Genomic DNA, 17457 nt, shown 5'->3' with positions numbered 1-17457 from the left:
GTGTCGTACAGGTCGAGCGTCGTAGAGGTCAGGGCGTCGTAGAGGTCAGGGCGTCGGACGGGTCAGGCGTCGTAGTCGACGGTCACCTGTTCGCCGACCGGGTACGTCTGGCAGGTCAGCACGAACCCGGCGGCGACCTCGGCCGGTTCGAGTGCGTAGTTGCGGCGCATGTCCACCTCTCCTTCCCGCACGACGGCGCGGCACGTCCCGCAGACCCCGCCCTTGCAGGCGAACGGCAGGTCACCGCGACCGGCCTGGGCGCCGTCGAGCAGCGTCGTCTCGCGGGAGACCGTGGAGGTGGTCCGCAGGCCGTCGAGCACGGTGGTCAGCTCTGTCGTGGCGCCGGTGAGCTCGTTCCCGGCGCGGCGGGGCGGCGGGGGAGGGACGTCGGCGTAGAAGAGCTCGACGTGCACCCGGTCCCGCGGCACGCCCAGCCCGGCGAGCACCGTGAGAGCCTCCTCGACCATCTGGAGCGGCCCGCACAACCAGACGTGGTCGAACACCTCCACCGGGACGAGACCGGTCAGCAGCCGGCGCAGCCGGCCACCGTCGAGCCGCCCCGACAGCAGCTCGACGTCGCGCGGCTCCCGCGAGAGCGTGTGCACGACCTGCAGCCGCGGGCCGTAGCGGTTCTTCAGGTCGCCGAGCTCCTCGGCGAACATGACGGTGCGGCTCGTGCGGTTGCCGTACAGGAGCGAGACCTGGGCGCCGGGGTGGGTGAGCACCGTCGAGGCGACCGACAACATCGGCGTGATGCCGGAGCCGGCGGCGACGCACAGGTGCCGCTCGCCCAGCTCGGGATCGGCGCGCCAGGAGCCGGTGGGCGGTTGCACCTCGATCCGGGCGCCGGGCCGCACCTCGTGCACGAGCCAGGAGGAGAACAGGCCGCCGGGGATCTCCCTGACGCCGATGCGCGGCGCGGCGCCGGCCGGGGCGCAGATCGAGTACGAGCGGCGGTGCTCGCGGCCGTCGATGACGCGGCGCAGGGTGAGCGACTGGCCGGCCCTGAAGGCGTACGCGTCGCGCAGCTCGTCGGGGACGGCGAAGGTGATCGCGGCGGCGTCCTCGCACAGCCGGTCCACGGCCGCCACGGTCAGCGGGTGGAAGACGGCGGCCCTGGACGGGGCGGGCGCGAGCGTGGTCATCGATCAGATCTCCTTGACGTGCTCGAACGGTTCGAGGCAGTCGGTGCAGCGGTAGAGGGCCTTGCAGGCGGTGGCGCCGAACTCCGAGGTGAGGCGGGTGGCCGCCGAGCCGCACCGGGGGCAGGCCGGGGCGGGCCGGGGCGGGCCGCTCAGCGTGAGCAGCACCGGTCCTTCCCGCCTGGGGGCGGGGCCGGGCGCCGAGAGCCCGGCGGCCCGCAAGGCGGCGCGGCCCCGTTCGGAGATCCAGTCGCTGGACCAGGGCGGGTCCAGCACGACCCGCACCTCGACCCGGCCGAACCCGGCGTCGTTGAGCCGGTGGACGAGGTCGTCGCGCATGGTCGCCATGGCGGGGCAGCCGGTGTAGGTCGGCGTGATCGAGGCGATGACGACCTCGCCGCCGGCCGCGTCCCGCTCCACCTCGACCCCGCGCAGCACGCCCAGGTCGGCGAGGGTGAGCATCGGCATCTCGGGATCGCGCACCTGCCCGGCGGCCTCGGCCGCCCGCCGCCTGGCGTCCGACCTCCCGGCGTCGCTCGCCTGGGAAGCGGTGTGCTGCCCGGCGTCCGCCGCCTCGGGGCTGCGGGCCTGCCCGGGAGCTCCGGTGGCGTGCGGGCCGGTGTCGGCCGCCTCGGGGCTGCGGGCCTGCCTGGGAACCTCGGTGGCGCGCCGGTCGGCGTTCACCAGCGCCCCCTCGGGTGGGCACGGGCCACCACCTGCATCTCGGCGAGCAGGCGGCTCATGGCCTCGGTGTGCAGGCCGTCGCGGCCCGTCCGCCCGCCGACGCCCGCCAGGGGCGCGCGCTCGGGGCGGGGGACGCCGCTGACGGTGAGCACCTGGTCGAGGACGGCCTCCACCTCCTCGCGCAGCGACGCGGGATCCACGCCGACGCCCGCCCCCGCCAGGGAGCGTTCGAGCGGGTGCGCGGCGACCAACTCGCCCTGCAGCGGCCACAGGGCGTCGAGGGCGGCGAGGAGCCTGCGGTGCGACTCCTCGGTGCCGCGCGCCAGCGTGAGGAACCAGCGCCCGGCCCAGTCCCGGTGGTAGGCGACCTCCTTGACGCCCTTGGCCGCCACCGCCGCCAGCACCTGGTCCCGGCTCGTCCGCAACCGCTCCAGCAACGCCAGCCGGGCCGTGGAGAACAGCAGAAGCCGGACCACGACGTGCGCGAAGTCCCCGTTGGCCACCTCGGCCAGCCGCACGTTCCTGAAGTCGCGGTCGTCGCGGAAGAAGGCGAGCGCGTCCTCCGGCGGCACCGGCGAGCCCTCGGGCAGGGCGGGCACGACGCCGGGATCGGCGGCGGCCGCGCGGGCCAGGAGCAGGCGGGCCTGACCGAGCAGGTCGAGGGCCATGTTCGCCAGCGCGATGTCCTCTTCCAGGTCGGGCGCGCGGCTGCACCACTCCGACAGGCGCTGCGACATGATCAGCGCGTCGTCGCCGAGCATCAGGCAGTACGCGGCCAGCTCGGCGGGGTCCACGCCGCCGGGCGTCGTGGTGTCGACGCCGGCCAGCGGGTCCTCGAAGTCGGTGCCGAAGGCCCACTGGGAGGAGTCGCCGCCGAGCAGGCCGTCGAAGACGCTGCCGTGTTCGTCGCTCATGGTGTTCGATCCGTTTCTCACATGTGCGGGACGTCGGCGGGGATGTCGTAGAACGTGGGGTGCCGGTAGACCTTGTCGCCGTTCGGCCCGAACAGCGGGTCCTTCTCGTCCGGGCTGGAGGCGGTGATGGCGTCGGCGCGGACGACCCAGATGCTGACGCCCTCGTTGCGGCGGGTGTAGACGTCGCGGGCGTGCCGCAGGGCCATCGTGTCGTCCGGGGCGTGCAGAGACCCGACGTGCACGTGGTTGAGGCCGCGCTTGCCGCGGACGAACACCTCGTAGAGCGGCCATTCCCGCCGGTCGGTCCTCATCGGCGACCTCCGCGCGCGACGGAGGCGCCGGCGTCTTCACGCCCGGCGTCTTCACGCCCGGCGTCTTCACGAGCGGCGTCTTCACGGGCAGCGTCTTGGCGAGCGGCGTCCTCGCGCGCCGCGGCTTCGCGGGCGGCGAAGGCGGTGGCGGCCTCGCGGACCCAGGCGCCCTCCTCGTGGGCGGCCCTGCGGTGCGCCAGCCGCTGCGCGTTGCACGGCCCGTCACCCCGGATGACGGCGGCGAGCTCCTGCCAGTCGGGCTCGCCGAAGTCGTAGTGCCCGCGCTCCTCGTTCCAGCGCAGACCGGGGTCCGGCAGCGTCACGCCGAGCGCCTCCGCCTGCGGGACGGTCATGTCCACGAACTTCTGGCGCAGCTCGTCGTTGGAGTTGCGCTTGATGCCCCACGCCATCGACCGCTCGCTGTTGGGCGACTGCGCGTCCGGCGGCCCGAACATCATCAGCGCCGGCCACCAGAACCTGTCGACGGACTCCTGCACCATGGCCCGCTGCTCGCCGGTCCCGCGCATCATGGTCATGAGCAGCTCGTACCCCTGTCGCTGGTGGAAGGACTCCTCCTTGCAGATACGGATCATGGCGCGGCCGTACGGGCCGTAGGAGGTGCGGCAGAGCGGCACCTGGTTGCAGATCGCGGCCCCGTCCACGAGCCACCCGATCGTGCCGACGTCGGCGTACGACAGCGTCGGATAGTTGAAGATCGAGGAATATTTCTGCCTGCCGGTGAGCAGCAGCTCGGTCAGCTCGGCGCGGGAGACGCCCAGGGTCTCGCACGCCGAGTACAGATAGAGCCCGTGCCCCGCCTCGTCCTGCACCTTGGCCAGCAGGATCGCCTTGCGCCGCAGCGACGGCGCGCGGCCGATCCAGTGGCCCTCGGGCTGCATGCCGATGATCTCGGAGTGCGCGTGCTGGGCGATCTGGCGGATGAGCGTCCTGCGGTAGGCGTCCGGCATCCAGTCCCGGGGCTCGATCCGGTCATGGCGGTCGATGGTCGCGTCGAACGCGGCCTGCAGCTCCGGCTCCGCCGGGATCGTCGTCATCTTCCCTCCGAGACACATCGCTCTTATTTACTTATCGCTCGGTCAGTAATACCGTGACACGGGTCGGGGTCTTCGCGCAACAGGTCCTGGGGAAAGGAGACAGCGTGAGCGCGCTGCTGGAGAGTTACGCCGCCGGACGATGGTTCCGCGCGGCAGACGACGGTGAACCGCTGCTCGACGCCGCCACGGGCGAGGAGGTCGCGCGGATCTCGAGCCGGGGGCTGGACGTCGCGGCCATGGTCAGGCACGCCAGGGACACCGGCGGGCCGGCGCTGCGAGCCCTGACCTTCCACGAGCGGGCGGCCCTGCTCAAGGCCCTGGCCAAGCACCTGCTGGAGCGCAAGGAGGAGCTGTACGCGCTGTCCGTGCGCACCGGCGCCACCGCCCGTGACACCGCGGTCGACGTCGACGGCGGCATCGGCACCCTGTTCAGCTACGGGAGCAAGGGCGTCAGGGAGCTGCCGAACGACACCGTCGTCCTCGACGGCGGCCTGGAGCGCCTGGGCAAGGGCGGTACGTTCGTCGGCCAGCACCTCTACACCTCCCGGCCGGGCGTGGCCGTCCAGATCAACGCCTTCAACTTCCCCGTCTGGGGCATGCTGGAGAAGCTCGCGCCCGCCTTCCTCGCCGGCCTGCCCACGATCGTCAAGCCCGCGAGCCAGACCGCCTACCTCACCGAGCTGGCCGTCCGGCAGATCATCGAGTCGGGGATCCTGCCCGAGGGCACGCTGCAGCTCCTCGCCGGCTCGGCGGGCGGGCTGCTCGACGAGCTGACGATCCAGGACTCCGTGGCCTTCACCGGCTCGGCGCACACGGCGGGCATCCTGCGCCGCCACCCCAACGTGCTCGACGACGGCGTGGCGCTCAACGTCGAGGCCGACTCCCTCAACTGCTCGATCCTCGGCCCCGACGTGCGGCCGGACGATCCCGAGTTCGACCTGTTCGTCAAGGGCGTCGTCACCGAGATGACGGTCAAGGCCGGGCAGAAGTGCACGGCCATCCGCCGGGTGCTCGTCCCCGCGGCGATGGCCGGCCAGGTGATCGACGCGCTCGCCGACCGCCTCGGCAAGGTGAGCGTCGGCGATCCGCGCAACCCCGACGTGCGGATGGGCGCGCTGGCCAGCCTCGGCCAGCGTGAGGAGGTACGCAAGGCCGTCGAGGCGCTGCTCGCGAACGCCGAGGTGGTCTTCGGCGACCCCCAGGGCACGGGCCTGCTCGACGGCGACCCCGAGCGCGGCGCGTTCATGACCCCGCTCGTACTGCGCGCGCGGCCGGGAGCCGTCGAGCCGCACGACGTGGAGCCGTTCGGGCCGGTCAGCACGGTGATCGGCTACGACGGCCTCGGCGAGGCGATCGCGCTCGCCGCCAGAGGCAAGGGCAGCCTCGTGGCCTCCGTCGCCACCCATGACCCCGGCGTGGCCCGCTCCGTCGTGCTCGGGCTCGCGCCGTGGCACGGCCGCGTGCTCGTCCTCGACAGGGACGACGCCAAGGAGTCCACCGGGCACGGCTCCCCGCTGCCCGTCCTCGTGCACGGCGGCCCCGGCAGGGCCGGCGGCGGCGAGGAGCTCGGCGGGATCCGCGGGGTGCTGCACCACATGCAGCGCACCGCCGTCCAGGCGTCGCCGGACCAGCTCACCGCCATCACGGGGCGGTGGACGACGGGTTCGGCGCGCGCCGAGTCCGGCGTGCATCCGTTCCGCAAGTCGCTGGCCGAGCTGCGGATCGGCGACACGATCGCCTCCGCGCCGCGCACGGTGTCGCTCGCCGACATCGACCACTTCGCCGAGTTCACCGGCGACACGTTCTACGCGCACACCGATCCCGAGGCCGCCGCGCGCAACCCGCTGTTCGGCGGCATCGTCGCGCACGGCTACCTGGTCGTGTCGCTGGCCGCCGGGCTCTTCGTCGATCCGGCGCCCGGGCCCGTGCTGGCGAACTTCGGCGTCGACTCGCTGCGCTTCCTCACCCCGGTCAAGGCCGGCGACACCATCGCCGTGACGCTGACCGTCAAGCAGATCACCCCGCGCAGCAACGCCGACTACGGCGAGGTCCGCTGGGACGCCGTCGTGACCAACCAGGAGGACCAGCCGGTCGCCACCTACGACGTGCTCACCCTGGTGGCCAAGACCTGGGACGCGCCGTGAACGGGGCTCCGGTCGTCGTCGAACGCGACGGCGCCGTGGCGGTCGTGACGCTGAACCGTCCCGAGCGGCGCAACGCGCTGGACGGCAAGACCAAGGCGGCGCTGCGCGGCGCGCTGGAGGACGTCGCCGCCGACGCCGCCGTCCGGGCCGTGCTGCTGACCGGGGCGGGCGGCGCGTTCTGCGCCGGGCAGGACCTGGCGGAGCACGCGGCGGCGCTGCGCGGCGATCCCGCGCACGCGTTCGACACCGTCGAGGAGGACTACGCGCCCGTCGTCCGGCTGCTGGCCACGATGGGCAAGCCGGTCGTCGCGGCCGTCGGCGGCACCTGCGTGGGCGCGGGGCTGGCCCTCGCGCTGGCCTGCGACCTGCGGGTGCTCGCCGAGGACGCCGTCCTCGGCACGGCGTTCAGCGCGATCGGCCTGACCTGCGACTCCGGGCTGTCGGCGACGCTCACGCGGGCGGTCGGCGAGGCGCGGGCCAGGGAGCTCGTCCTGCTCGCCGAGCCGTTCGGCGCGCAGCAGGCGGTCGCGTGGGGCATCTCGGGGCGCGTGGTGCCGCGCGACGAGGTCGGCGCGGAGGGCCGGGCGCTGGCGGCCAGGCTCGCGGCCGGGCCGACCGCCGCCTACGCCGAGTCCAAGCGGCTCATCGCGCAGGCGTGGGAGCGGGACCTCGCAGCCACGCTGGCGGCCGAGGCCCGGGCCCAGGCGCGCCTGGGCCTGACCGCCGACCACGCCGCCGCGGTGGAGGCGTTCCTGGCCAAGCGCAGACCCGTCTTCGAGGGCCGCTGAACGCGGCACGTCATCCGGCGGGCAGGTCGTCGAGCTCGGCGGCCACGCGGGCGGCCGTCTCGCGTAGCCAGATGTGGGCGGCGTCGTGGCTGTGCACCGGGTGCCACCACAACGCCTCCTGCAGCGGCACGGCCTCGAAGGGGCACGGCAGCGCACGTACGGGAGCCAGCCCGCGCAGCAGCCCGGCCAGCCGCCGCTGCACGAGCGCGACCCGCCGCGTGCCCGCCACCAGCGCGGGCAGGAGCTGGAAGCTCTGCACCGACACCTCCACGTTCGGCTCCAGCCCCAGCATGGTGAGCTGCCGGGTGACGGGGGCGTCGAAGGTGCGCTGGTAGACCACCCACGGCAGCCGCGCCAGGTCGTCCATGGTGACGTCGCCGGGGTGGTCGTCGGAGACCAGGCACACCCACTCGTCGCGGTAGAGCTCGACCGCGGGCATGTCGGAGATCACGCCGTGCGGCATGAGCATGCCGTCCACGCCGGACAGCAGGGCATCGGGATTCTCCACGAGGTCGCGCGGCACGTGCCGGAAGTGCAGCCGCACGCCCGGCGCCTCCTCGTGCAGCACGCGCGCCAGTCGTGCCCCGAAGACGGCGATCGCGTAGTCGGAGGAGAGCAGCGTGAAGTCGCGCTGCTCGACGCCGGGCTGGAAGCCGGCGCGGCTGGTGAAGAGCCGTTCCAGCACCGCGCAGGCGTTGGCGACGGGGTCGCGCAGCGCGGTGCCGAGCGGGGTCGGCTCGTAGCGGTTGCCCTGCCTGACGAGGAGCTCGTCGGAGAAGTGGCGGCGCAACCTGGCCAGGGCGGCGCTCATCGCGGGCTGGCTCAGCCCGACACGCAGGCCCGCCCGGGTGACGTTGCGCTCCTCCAGCAGGGCACGCAGGGCGACCACGAGGTTGAGGTCGAGGTTGGCGAGGTTCACGCGCCTATCCATGTCATCGATGATAGGGATCCAAAGAATCGATTTCCCAGATCCTTCCGGATGGCTCAAGGTTAAGGCACCGCATCCGGAGGAAACCTCGTGGAAACATCCCCGTACCTCGCCGGCCCCTTCGCGCTCGGCACCTTCTCGGCCGGCGCCGGCCCGCGCTTTCCCGGCCTGGTCGCCGGCGACCGGGTCCTCGACCTGAGCGCTCACGCCCCCACCACGCGCGCGCTGCTGGAGCGCTGGGACGACGTCCTGCCGCTGCTGCACGAGGCGGCGGGGGAGTGGCGCCCGCTGGACGAGCTGCGCGTGCACGCCCCCGTCGAGCCGCGCCAGATCCTGCAGTCCGGCGCCAACTACCGCACCCACGTCATCGACCTGGCCGTGGCGCACGAGCCCGCGAACGGCCGCCCGGCCGAGCAGGTGCGCGCCGAGGTCGCGGCGATGATGGACCGGCGCGTGGCCGAGGACCAGCCGTACGTGTTCATCGGCCTGCCGTCCTCGGTCACCGGCCCGTACGACGACGTGGTCATCCCGTCCTGGTGCACGAAGCCGGACTGGGAGCTGGAGCTGGCCGCGGTGATCGGCCGCCCGGCCTTCCGCGTCAGCCAGGACGCGGCGCTCACCCACGTGGCCGCCTACACGATCGCCAACGACGTCACCGCCCGCGAGCTGGTGTTCCGCCGCGACATGCCGGAGATCGGCACCGACTGGCTGCGCGCCAAGAACGCCCCCACCTTCACCCCGCTCGGCCCGTACCTGGTGCCGGCCGCCTTCCTCGACCCCGGCGACCTGCAGGTGACGCTCAAGCTGAACGGCGAGGTCATGCAGGACGAGTCCACCAAGGACATGATCTTCGACGTGGCGCGCCTGGTGTCCTACGCCTCCCAGACCGTCGAGCTGCTGCCCGGCGACCTGGTGCTGACCGGCAGCCCGGCGGGCAACGGCCTGCACCACGGCCGCCTGCTGCGCGACGGCGACGTCATGGAGGGCACGATCACCGGCCTGGGCACCCAGCGGAACAGGTGCCGCGATGAACGCTGAGCAGGCCATCGCCGAGGCGGCGGCGACGTACTCCAACTGGGGCCGCTGGGGCGAGGACGACGTGCTGGGCACGGTCAACTTCATCGGCCCGGCCGAGCGCCGCGCCGCCGCCGCGCTGGTCCGGCGGGGCGAGACGTTCTCGCTGTCCCAGCGCTTCGACGCCGAAGGCCCGCAGAAGGGCTGGCGCCGCCGCACCAACCCGGTGCACACCATGACCGACACCGGCCTCGACGCCGTGCACGGAGACCAGGGCTTCCCGCACGGGTTCGGCGGCGCGGACGACGTGATCGCCATGCCGCTGCAGTGCTCCACCCAGTGGGACGGCCTCGGCCACATCTTCGACCACGGCCGGGCCTGGAACGGCCGCCCCGCCGACAAGGTCGTCACCAGCGAGGGCGACCTGGTCACCGGCATCGAGCACCTGGCCGCCCCGGTGGCCGGCCGCGGCGTGCTGCTGGACGTCGCGGCCGTGTACGGCGAGCTGCCCGACGGTTTCGCCGTCACCGAGGAGCATCTGACCGCCACCGCCGAGGCGCACGGCGTCCGCGTCGGGCGCGGCGACCTGGTGTGCGTGCGCACCGGCCGGCTGGCCAGGGCCAGGCGGGAAGGGTGGGGCGACTACGCGGGCGGCCCGGCGCCCGGCCTGTCGTTCTGGAGCGCGGGCTGGCTGCACCGCACCGAGATCGCCGCCGTCGCCACCGACACGTGGGGCTTCGAGGTGCGGCCCAACGAGTTCGACAACGCGTTCCAGCCGCTGCACCAGGTCGTCATCCCGCACCTCGGCCTGCTCGTCGGCGAGATGTGGGACCTGGACGCACTGGCCGCCGACTGCGCTGCCGACGGTGTGTACGAGTTCTTCCTCACCGCCCCGCCGCTGCCGGTCACCGGCGCGGTGGGATCCCCCGTCAACCCCCTGGCCATCAAGTGAGGCGATCATGCCCGCAGTCGAGAACGTCCTGATCGTCGGGGGCGGCACCGCCGGCTCCGCCCTGGCCGTCCTGCTCGCCCGCGCCGGCGTCGCCGTGGACCTCGCGGAGATCGAACCGGGCCCGACGACGCTCGGGTCGGGCATCACCCTGCAGGGCAACGCGCTGCGGGTGCTGCGCGACCTCGGCGTGTGGGAGCAGGTGAGCGCGGCCGGGTTCGCGTTCGACTCGCTCGGGCTGCGCACGCCCGGCGGCGACCTGCTCGCCGAGATCCCCGACGCCCGCACCGGCGGCCCCGGCCTGCCTGCCACGCTCGGCATGAACCGCCCCGAACTGGCCGCGATCCTGGCCGCCGCCGTGCGCGACGCCGGAGCGCGCATCAGGTACGGCCTGACGGTGGACGCCGTGTCGGACACCGGCGAGGTCACCTTCTCCGACGGCGCCACCGGACGGTTCGACCTGGTCGTCGGGGCGGACGGCATCCGCTCGCACGTCCGCGGCCTGATCGGCATCGACGCGGCGCCCGAGCCCGTCGGCATGGGCATCTGGCGCATCCACACCCGCCGCCCCAAGGACGTCGAGCGCACCGACCTCATCTACGGGGGCCCCTGCTTCATCGCCGGCTACTGCCCGACCAGCGCCGACACCATGTACGCGTACCTGGTCGAGCAGGCCAGGCCGAGGGAGGCCGTCGGCGACAAGGCCGCGCACATGCGCGCGCTCGCCGAAGGCTACGGCGGCGCCTGGGACGAGATCCGCGCCGACATCACCGACCCCGACCGCATCAACTACACCTGGTTCGAGTCGCTGCTCGTGGACCGCCCGTGGAACCGCGGCCGGGTCGTGCTCATCGGTGACGCCGCGCACGCCTGCCCGCCCACCCTCGCCCAGGGCGCCGCCCAGTGCCTGGAGGACGCCGCCGTCCTCGCCGAGCTGCTGCTCGCCGCCGACCGGCTCGGCCAGGACGTGTTCGACGCGTTCATGGACCGCCGCCACGGCCGGGTCAAGGCCGTCGTCGAGGCGTCGGTGCGGCTCGCCCGCTGGCAGCTCGACGGGGTACGCGACGCGGACGTGCCCGGCCTGATGGGCGCGATCGCGGGGATGGTGACCGAGCGCCCATGATCACCGTCGACGTGCACGCGCACGTCCTGCTGCCCGAGATCGACCAGGCCGTGGCCGGACAGCCGGGACTGGCCGCCCACCGGGAGCTGGACGCCCGCCGCAACGGCCCCGACGCCCTCGCCGCGTCCGGCGCGATGATCGGCGAGCGGATCGGCCTGCTCACGCGGCCCGCCGACCGGCTGGCGGCGATGGACGCGGCCGGGGTGGACACGCAGATCGTCAGCCCGTCCCCCTCCCACTACCACTACTGGGCCGGCCCGCGCCTGGCGCGCACGGTGTGGCGGCTGGCGAACGAGGGCGTGGCCGCCCACTGCGCCTCCGAGCGGCTCCACGGGCTCGGGCTGGCCCCGCTCCAGCACCCCGACCTGCTGCCCGAGGCCCTCGACCACGCGCTCGGCCTGGGACTGAAGGGCGTGGAGATCTCCTCGCACGCCCCCGGCCGTGAGCTGTCCGACCCCGCCTACGAGCCGTTCTGGGCGCACGCCGCCGAGACCGGCGCGGTGGTGTTCCTGCACCCGTTCGGCTGCACGCTGGACGAGCGCCTGGACCGCTGGTACCTGTCCAACCTCGTCGGCCAGCCGGTGGAGAACGCGGTCGCGCTGTCGCACCTGATCTTCTCGGGCGTGCTCGACCGGCATCCCGGGCTGAAGCTGCTGGCCGCGCACGGCGGCGGCTACCTGCCGTACTACCTGGGCCGCTCCGACCACGGCTGGCGGGTGCGGCCCGACGCCCGCACCTGCGCCCGCCGGCCCAGCTCCTACCTGCGCGAGCTGCACTTCGACTCCCTCACCCACGACCCGGCCGCGCTGCGCGAGCTGGTCCGGGTGGCCGGGGCCGAGCGCGTGCTGCTCGGCTCCGACTTCCCCTTCGACATGGGCGACCCCGACCCGCTCGCCGCCCTGCGCGCGGCCGGGCTGGAGGACGCCGCCATCCGCGGCGGTAACGCCGTCCGACTGTTCGACCTGAAGGATCCCTCATGAGACTCATCACGCACCTGCGGCACGTCGATCTGGCCGTGCCCGACTACGACAAGCAGCGCGACTTCTACTCCGGCGTCTGGGGCCTGACCGAGGTCGCCGGCGACAGCGGGATCTCGTTCCTGGCCGCCGAGGGCTCTCCCGAGCAGTACGTCATCCGGCTGCGCAAGGCGGCCGAGAAGCGGCTGGACCTGGTCTCCTTCGGCGCGGCGACACCGCAGGACGTGGACGCGCTGGCCGAGCGGCTGCGCGCCGCCGAGGTCCGGCTCATCTCCGAGCCCGGCAAGCTCGACACCCCCGGCGGCGGCTACGGCTTCCGCTTCTTCGACCTCGACGGCCGCACCGTCGAGGTCTCCGCCGACGTGGCCGTCCGCAGGCACCGCAAGCTGGAGGCCAAGGAATCCGTCCCGGTGCGCCTGTCGCACGTCGTCCTCAACGCCCCCGACATCGACGCCACCCGCGTCTGGTACGAGACCCATCTCGGCTTCGCCCTGTCCGACACCCTCGCCCACCCGCGCATGGGCCAGGTCATGCACTTCATGCGCTGCAACCCCCAGCACCACAGCATGGCCATCGCCCGCGGCCCGCACGCCAGCCTGCACCACATCAGCTTCGAGCTGCGCGGCCTGGACGAGTACATGTACGGCACCGGCAGGCTGCTGCGCGCCGGCGTCCGCATGATCTGGGGCCCGGGCCGCCACCTGGCCGGCGACAACACCTTCTCGTACTTCATGGACCCGCACGGCAACACCGTCGAGTACACCACCGAGCTGGAGGAGCTGGACGAGGACGCCTGGCACCCGCACGTCCACGACTTCTCCCGGCCCGAGGTCACCGACCAGTGGGGCACCGCCAACCCCATGAACGAGCTGGTCGCCAAGGAGTCGTTCAACGACGTCGACCGCGGCGTGTTCGTCGCCCCGCCGGTCTGATGCGCATCGCCACCTACCTCCACGACGGCCGTACCCGCTCCGGCCTCGTGGACGGCGACACGATCAGGCCGCTGCCGGACGGGATCGGCCCCCTGGACGTGCCCCGGGACGTGCGGACCGGCGAGCCGGTCCTGCTGGCGGAGGTGCGGCTGCTGGCGCCGTTCCAGCCGCCCACCGTCCGCGACTTCGTCGCCTTCGAGGAGCACGTCGAGGGGGTGCGCAAGAGCATCGACGGCCGCGCCGGAGTGCCCGAGGCCTGGTACGACGCCCCCGCCTTCTACTTCACCAACCCCTACGCCGTCATCGGCCCCCACGACGACGTGCCGATCCCGCCCGGCTGCCGGGTCTTCGACTTCGAGCTGGAGGTCGCCGCCGTCATCGGCGAGGCCGGCCGTGACCTCACCCCCGATCAGGCCCGCGACCACATCGCCGGATACCTGATCATGAACGACTGGTCCGCCCGCGACCTGCAGGGCCGCGAGATGCAGGTCAACCTGGGCCCGGCCAAGGGCAAGGACACCGCGACCACGCTCGGCCCGTGGCTGGTCACCGCGGACGAGCTGGAGCCGTACCGGGACGCCGACGGTTTCCTGCGCCTGGCGCTCACCGTCAGCGTCAACGGCACGGAGATCGGCCGGGACCTGCTGTCCAACATGGGCTGGCCGTTCGAGGAACTCGTCGCCTACGCCTCGCGCGGCACCTGGGTCCGCCCGGGTGACGTGCTCGGCTCCGGCACCTGCGGCAACGGCGGCTGCCTGGCCGAGCTGTGGGGCAACCGCGGCAGGCAGGACCCGCCTCCGCTGGAGCCGGGCGACGTGGTCGAGATCGTGGTCGAGGGCATCGGCGCCGTCCGCAACACCGTCGTGGCCGGCGGGGACCCGGTGCCGCTGCCGAGGGCCCGCCCCCGCCCGCGGCACCGTCCACGACGCTCCGCCTAGCCGCAGTGCTCGAAGGGGCTGGTGTACGTGCTGCTCCCGATGGAGCCGCCCCACTTGACGCACTGCCCGGGAGCGGACCGTACGACTGGCCCCGCGTAGTAGCCGAAGCTGCCCGCGTTCGTCGTCCTGCTGGCGCCCTCCGGTTCGAGGAAGGCAGACATCGACGAGGGCGAGCCGACGTTCGTGGTCTTCAGCGTCACGACGCAGTTGTTGCCGTTGCCCGAGTTGTAGAGCAGGTAGGTGCGGCCGCCCACGAGCGCGGCCGAGTCGATGACCGCGTAGCCGCCGCCGCAGACCTCCTCGGGCGTGTACGGGTTGCCGCCGCACGCGTTCGTGCTGGTGATGGCCTTCTTCTGGCCCAGGGACACGGTCACGCCGTCCACGGTGGGGCTGGTGTCCACCGCTCCGGTCGAGGTCCGCTGCTCGTAGTGCAGGTGCGGGGCGGTGGAGCCGCCCGTCGAGCCGACCGTGCCGATCACGGTGCCCTGGCCGACGCTCATCGAGCCGCCGGCCGCCCGCGCCATGGTGGCGAGATGGGCGTAGCGGGTCCTGCTGCCGTCACCGTGACGGATCTCGATCCACTTGCCGTAGCTGGTGTTGCCCGCGTCGTAGAAGTACGCGGTGCCGGCGGCGGTGGCACGGACGGTCTCACCGTTGATGTCGTCGCCCCCGTAGTCCTGCCAGTCGAGCGAGCCCGAAGGGCTGTGGCCGGGGGTCCAGTTGTTCGCGTTGAACGTCTTGCCGCAGGTGAACGGGCTCTTGTGGGTGGTGGCCAGGGCCTCGACGGGGTCCGCGGACGCGGGCTGGGGGAACAGCGCGGCCGCGAGGGCGAGGGCCGTGGGCAGGACGAATTTTCCGATCTTGGGCATGCTCACCTCGTGAAACAGGGGGTGGAGGGGGGTACGGTCGAACGCCCAATCTCTCCGCCCCGGAGGAGGGACGGCTTGATCGTGAAGATATCCTCGAAAGTTCTCTTCATCAATCCTGATTACGTGAAAATTTCCGGCTTCCTTGATGTCCGGAGGATGACGCGCCAGGGTGGCCCCGCCACCTCTGCGTGACCGCCGCCCTCGGTGCCGTCACCCCCCTCGCCCGTCACCCCGGCAGGCGTAGCCGGCAGATCCGCCAGGCCCCGGCTCAGTCGCCTCCACCCCCGCCGCCGTCGCCCCCCGAGAAGCCGCCGCTGTCGCTGCTGCTGCTGTCGCCGCCGCCCCAGCCGGAACCGCCGGAGTACGGCATGCCGGGGCGGCCGGATCCCCGCCGCATGGAGGGCCGGCCGGTCAGCAGCGAGCGGAGCATGCTCACGATGATGACCACGAGCGCGACCACGAAGAACGCCGCCAGAATCGTCGAGAACGTCACAGGATCATCCCCCCGGAAGTCCCAGAAACCGCCTTGCCCTGTTCACGGTAGACACGGCACCTGGCTCCAGAAGGGTTTTGCTCCTTCTGCTGGGCGGCGCGGGCGTGGATTCCGACGGGCAGGCGGCGGCGGCCGCCGGCCCGGCTCACACCACCTTGGTGTTCACCTCCGGGAAGTGGCAGGCGGCCGGATGCCCGGTGCCCCGGTCGATCAGCGCGGGCTCCTCGGTGGCGCAGATCTCCTGCGCCTTCCAGCAGCGCGTGCGGAACCGGCAACCGCTCGGCGGATCCAGCGGGCTCGGCACCTCGCCGGTGAGGATGATCCGCTGCCTGCGGCGCTCCTCCTCTGGATTGGCCGTCGGCGCCGCCGACAGCAGCGCCTGGGTGTAGGGGTGGACAGGACGGTCGTAGACGTCGTCACGCGGGCCGGTCTCCACGATCTTGCCCAGGTACATCACCGCGACGCGGTCGGAGATGTGCCTGACCACGGAGAGGTCGTGCGCGATGAAGATGTAGGACAGGCCGAAGGTGTCCTGCAGGTCCTCGAGCAGGTTGATCACCCCGGCCTGCACCGACACGTCCAGCGCCGACACCGGCTCGTCCAGCACGAGCAGCTTGGGCTCCAGCGCGAGCGCGCGGGCGATGCCGACGCGCTGGCGCTGGCCGCCGGAGAACTCGTGCGGGTACCGGTTGCCGTGCTCGGGGTTGAGCCCGACCAGCTCCAGCAGCTCCGCGACCCTCTTGGAACCGGTGCCCTTCCACCGGTCGTGGACCTTCAGCGGCTCGGCGATGATGTCGTTCACCGGCAGCTTCGGGTTGAGCGAGGCGTAGGGGTCCTGGAAGACGATCTGGATGTCCCGCCGCACGGCGCGCAGCCGCTTGGGGTTCAGCGTCGTCAGCTCCGTGCCCTCGAAGCGCACCGAGCCCGACGTGGGCTTGTGGAGCTGGAGGATGGCCCGGCCCGTCGTCGACTTGCCGCACCCCGACTCGCCCACGACGCCGAGGGTCTCGCCCTGGTCGACGTGCATGGACACGCCGCTCACCGCCTGGATGTGGCCCGCCACCTTGCGCAGGAACCCCGCGCCGCGTACGGGGAAGCTCATCACCAGGTCCTCCACCTCGAGGAGGTGCTCCTGCGTGACCTGAACGCTCATGTGACGGGCTCACTCTCCGTACGGAACAGCGCGGTGGGATCGGCCACCGCGGCCAGCTGGTCCCAGTGATGACAGGCGGCGTAGTGCCCGCCCTCGTCGACCTCCACGAGCGCGGGCTCCTCGCCATGGCAGCGGGTGTCGGCCAGCGGGCAGCGCGGCGAGAACGGGCAGCCGGACGGCAGGTTGATCAGGGAGGGCGGAGCGCCCTTGATGGGGCGCAGCCGCCCGCCCGAGGTCTCCAGGGACGGCATCGAGCCGAGCAGCCCCGCGGTGTACGGCATGCGCGGCCGGTAGAAGATCGTGTCGGTGTCGCCGACCTCGACCGGCTTGCCGGCGTACATGACGAGCACCCGGTGCGCGATGCCCGCGACGACGCCGAGGTCGTGCGTGATGAGCACGATCGCGGCGTTGACGGCGTCCTTGACCTCCAGGAGCTTCTCCAGGATCTGCGCCTGGACGGTCACGTCGAGCGCCGTGGTCGGCTCGTCGGCGATGATGACGTCCGGGTTGTTGATGACCGCCATGGCGATCATCGCGCGCTGCCGCATGCCGCCGGAGAACTCGTGCGGGTAGCTGCGCAGCCGCTGCTCGGCCTGCGGGATGCCGACCAGGTCGAGCATCTCCTTGGCGCGGGCGAGCGCCTGCTTGTGCGGCACGAGGTCGTGGGCGAGCACGGCCTCGGCGAGCTGGTCGCCGATGGTGTGCACGGGGTTCAGCGCGGTCATCGGGTCCTGGAAGATCATGGCGATCTTGCGCCCGCGCAGGCCGCGCCGCCTGCGGGCGGGCAGCTTCAGCACGTCGTCGCCGCGGTAGAGGATCCTGCCCCGGACGCGCGCGCCGCGGGGGAGCAGCCCCATCACGGCCAGCGACGAGACCGACTTGCCCGAGCCTGACTCGCCGACGATCCCGAGCACCTCGCGCTCGTGCAGGGAGTAGGAGACTCCGCGGACCGCCTGGACGACGCCGTCCTCGGTGGGGAACTCGACGGCCAGGTCCTCCACGCGCAGGATCTCGCCGGGGATCTCGGTGGGGTAATCCGTCAT

18 protein-coding genes are annotated in these 17457 nt (G+C 72.8%); 8 read left to right on the top strand and 10 right to left on the bottom strand.

Annotation, left to right across the window (positions count from 1 at the left end; all coding sequences use genetic code 11):
- Positions 1-62: 62 nt before the first annotated feature.
- From paaE to paaA, 5 genes are all read right to left on the bottom strand, one after another.
- A complete protein-coding gene (paaE, locus tag AB0I79_RS37385) occupies positions 63-1145 on the bottom strand; it encodes a 1,2-phenylacetyl-CoA epoxidase subunit PaaE (RefSeq protein ID WP_357883914.1) in 1083 nt (360 codons plus the stop codon).
- 3 nt (positions 1146-1148) lie between these two features.
- A complete protein-coding gene (gene paaD, locus AB0I79_RS37380; RefSeq protein ID WP_357883996.1) occupies positions 1149-1625 on the bottom strand; it encodes a 1,2-phenylacetyl-CoA epoxidase subunit PaaD in 477 nt (158 codons plus the stop codon).
- 197 nt (positions 1626-1822) lie between these two features.
- Positions 1823-2740, bottom strand: a complete 918-nt coding sequence (gene paaC / locus AB0I79_RS37375) for a 1,2-phenylacetyl-CoA epoxidase subunit PaaC (protein ID WP_357883911.1) — start codon at positions 2738-2740, stop codon at positions 1823-1825.
- Positions 2741-2757: 17 nt separating this feature from the next.
- The gene (gene paaB / locus AB0I79_RS37370; RefSeq protein WP_357883908.1) at positions 2758-3051 is read right to left on the bottom strand and encodes a 1,2-phenylacetyl-CoA epoxidase subunit PaaB; all 294 of its coding nucleotides are present in this window, start codon (positions 3049-3051) and stop codon (positions 2758-2760) included.
- Positions 3048-4106, bottom strand: a complete 1059-nt coding sequence (gene paaA, locus AB0I79_RS37365) for a 1,2-phenylacetyl-CoA epoxidase subunit PaaA (RefSeq protein WP_357883905.1) — start codon at positions 4104-4106, stop codon at positions 3048-3050. The genes paaB and paaA overlap by 4 nt, the downstream gene beginning before the upstream one ends.
- Before the next feature lie 104 nt (positions 4107-4210).
- On the opposite strand from paaA, the gene paaZ reads away from it, so the two are divergent.
- Positions 4211-6250 (top strand): phenylacetic acid degradation bifunctional protein PaaZ, encoded by a 2040-nt coding sequence (paaZ, locus tag AB0I79_RS37360; protein WP_357883902.1) that lies wholly within the window; start codon positions 4211-4213, stop codon positions 6248-6250.
- Complete coding sequence (locus tag AB0I79_RS37355) at positions 6247-7038, top strand: enoyl-CoA hydratase-related protein (protein ID WP_357883899.1); 792 nt, start codon at positions 6247-6249, stop codon at positions 7036-7038. The genes paaZ and AB0I79_RS37355 overlap by 4 nt, the downstream gene beginning before the upstream one ends.
- Positions 7039-7048: 10 nt before the next feature.
- Here AB0I79_RS37355 and AB0I79_RS37350 read toward each other — a convergent pair whose 3' ends face one another.
- Positions 7049-7969: a LysR family transcriptional regulator gene (locus AB0I79_RS37350; protein WP_357883896.1), complete on the bottom strand. Its 921-nt coding sequence runs from the start codon at positions 7967-7969 to the stop codon at positions 7049-7051.
- An 87-nt stretch (positions 7970-8056) separates the two neighbouring features.
- Here AB0I79_RS37350 and AB0I79_RS37345 point away from each other — a divergent pair, with 87 nt between their 5' ends.
- The 6 genes from AB0I79_RS37345 to AB0I79_RS37320 are packed head-to-tail and all read left to right on the top strand — an operon-like array spanning position 8057 to position 13899.
- Entirely contained in the window at positions 8057-9004 is a 948-nt protein-coding gene (locus AB0I79_RS37345) for a fumarylacetoacetate hydrolase family protein (protein WP_357883893.1), read from the top strand.
- On the top strand, positions 8994-9932 hold the full coding sequence (locus tag AB0I79_RS37340) for a cyclase family protein (protein ID WP_357883891.1): 939 nt from the start codon (positions 8994-8996) through the stop codon (positions 9930-9932). Before AB0I79_RS37345 ends, AB0I79_RS37340 begins: the two co-directional genes overlap by 11 nt.
- A gap of 7 nt (positions 9933-9939) precedes the next feature.
- Positions 9940-11052, top strand: a complete 1113-nt coding sequence (locus AB0I79_RS37335; protein WP_357883888.1) for an FAD-dependent monooxygenase — start codon at positions 9940-9942, stop codon at positions 11050-11052.
- Entirely contained in the window at positions 11049-12032 is a 984-nt protein-coding gene (locus AB0I79_RS37330) for an amidohydrolase family protein (protein WP_357883884.1), read from the top strand. Before AB0I79_RS37335 ends, AB0I79_RS37330 begins: the two co-directional genes overlap by 4 nt.
- Positions 12029-12961, top strand: a complete 933-nt coding sequence (locus AB0I79_RS37325; RefSeq protein WP_357883880.1) for a VOC family protein — start codon at positions 12029-12031, stop codon at positions 12959-12961. The genes AB0I79_RS37330 and AB0I79_RS37325 overlap by 4 nt, the downstream gene beginning before the upstream one ends.
- On the top strand, positions 12961-13899 hold the full coding sequence (locus AB0I79_RS37320) for a fumarylacetoacetate hydrolase family protein (protein WP_357883877.1): 939 nt from the start codon (positions 12961-12963) through the stop codon (positions 13897-13899). The genes AB0I79_RS37325 and AB0I79_RS37320 overlap by 1 nt, the downstream gene beginning before the upstream one ends.
- Here the strand turns inward: AB0I79_RS37320 and AB0I79_RS37315 are convergent.
- From AB0I79_RS37315 to AB0I79_RS37300, 4 genes are all read right to left on the bottom strand, one after another.
- Entirely contained in the window at positions 13896-14768 is an 873-nt protein-coding gene (locus AB0I79_RS37315; RefSeq protein WP_357883874.1) for a M23 family metallopeptidase, read from the bottom strand. The genes AB0I79_RS37320 and AB0I79_RS37315 overlap by 4 nt on opposite strands.
- 268 nt (positions 14769-15036) lie before the next feature.
- Positions 15037-15261, bottom strand: coding sequence for a hypothetical protein (locus AB0I79_RS37310; protein ID WP_357883871.1), 225 nt, complete (start codon positions 15259-15261; stop codon positions 15037-15039).
- Between the two features lie 145 nt (positions 15262-15406).
- The gene (locus AB0I79_RS37305; protein ID WP_357883868.1) at positions 15407-16414 is read right to left on the bottom strand and encodes a dipeptide ABC transporter ATP-binding protein; all 1008 of its coding nucleotides are present in this window, start codon (positions 16412-16414) and stop codon (positions 15407-15409) included.
- Complete coding sequence (locus tag AB0I79_RS37300) at positions 16411-17457, bottom strand: ABC transporter ATP-binding protein (protein WP_357883865.1); 1047 nt, start codon at positions 17455-17457, stop codon at positions 16411-16413. The genes AB0I79_RS37305 and AB0I79_RS37300 overlap by 4 nt, the downstream gene beginning before the upstream one ends.

Source organism: Nonomuraea sp. NPDC050202 (genome assembly GCF_040656115.1).
In the GTDB taxonomy this organism is placed as follows: Bacteria; Actinomycetota; Actinomycetes; order Streptosporangiales; family Streptosporangiaceae; genus Nonomuraea.
The sequence above is the reverse complement of the archived record's forward strand: the minus strand, read 5'-3'. Positions and strand labels throughout refer to the sequence as shown.

Coding starts and splice junctions, on each gene's coding strand:
- paaB (WP_357883908.1), bottom strand. CDS start 3,051: ATGAGGACCGACCGGCGGGAATGGCCGCTCTACGAGGTGTTCGTCCGC.
- AB0I79_RS37325 (WP_357883880.1), top strand. CDS start 12,029: ATGAGACTCATCACGCACCTGCGGCACGTCGATCTGGCCGTGCCCGAC.
- AB0I79_RS37340 (WP_357883891.1), top strand. CDS start 8,994: ATGAACGCTGAGCAGGCCATCGCCGAGGCGGCGGCGACGTACTCCAAC.
- paaC (WP_357883911.1), bottom strand. CDS start 2,740: ATGAGCGACGAACACGGCAGCGTCTTCGACGGCCTGCTCGGCGGCGAC.
- AB0I79_RS37320 (WP_357883877.1), top strand. CDS start 12,961: ATGCGCATCGCCACCTACCTCCACGACGGCCGTACCCGCTCCGGCCTC.
- paaA (WP_357883905.1), bottom strand. CDS start 4,106: ATGACGACGATCCCGGCGGAGCCGGAGCTGCAGGCCGCGTTCGACGCG.
- AB0I79_RS37330 (WP_357883884.1), top strand. CDS start 11,049: ATGATCACCGTCGACGTGCACGCGCACGTCCTGCTGCCCGAGATCGAC.
- AB0I79_RS37300 (WP_357883865.1), bottom strand. CDS start 17,457: ATGACGGATTACCCCACCGAGATCCCCGGCGAGATCCTGCGCGTGGAG.
- AB0I79_RS37315 (WP_357883874.1), bottom strand. CDS start 14,768: ATGCCCAAGATCGGAAAATTCGTCCTGCCCACGGCCCTCGCCCTCGCG.
- AB0I79_RS37350 (WP_357883896.1), bottom strand. CDS start 7,969: ATGGATAGGCGCGTGAACCTCGCCAACCTCGACCTCAACCTCGTGGTC.
- AB0I79_RS37335 (WP_357883888.1), top strand. CDS start 9,940: ATGCCCGCAGTCGAGAACGTCCTGATCGTCGGGGGCGGCACCGCCGGC.
- paaE (WP_357883914.1), bottom strand. CDS start 1,145: ATGACCACGCTCGCGCCCGCCCCGTCCAGGGCCGCCGTCTTCCACCCG.
- AB0I79_RS37305 (WP_357883868.1), bottom strand. CDS start 16,414: ATGAGCGTTCAGGTCACGCAGGAGCACCTCCTCGAGGTGGAGGACCTG.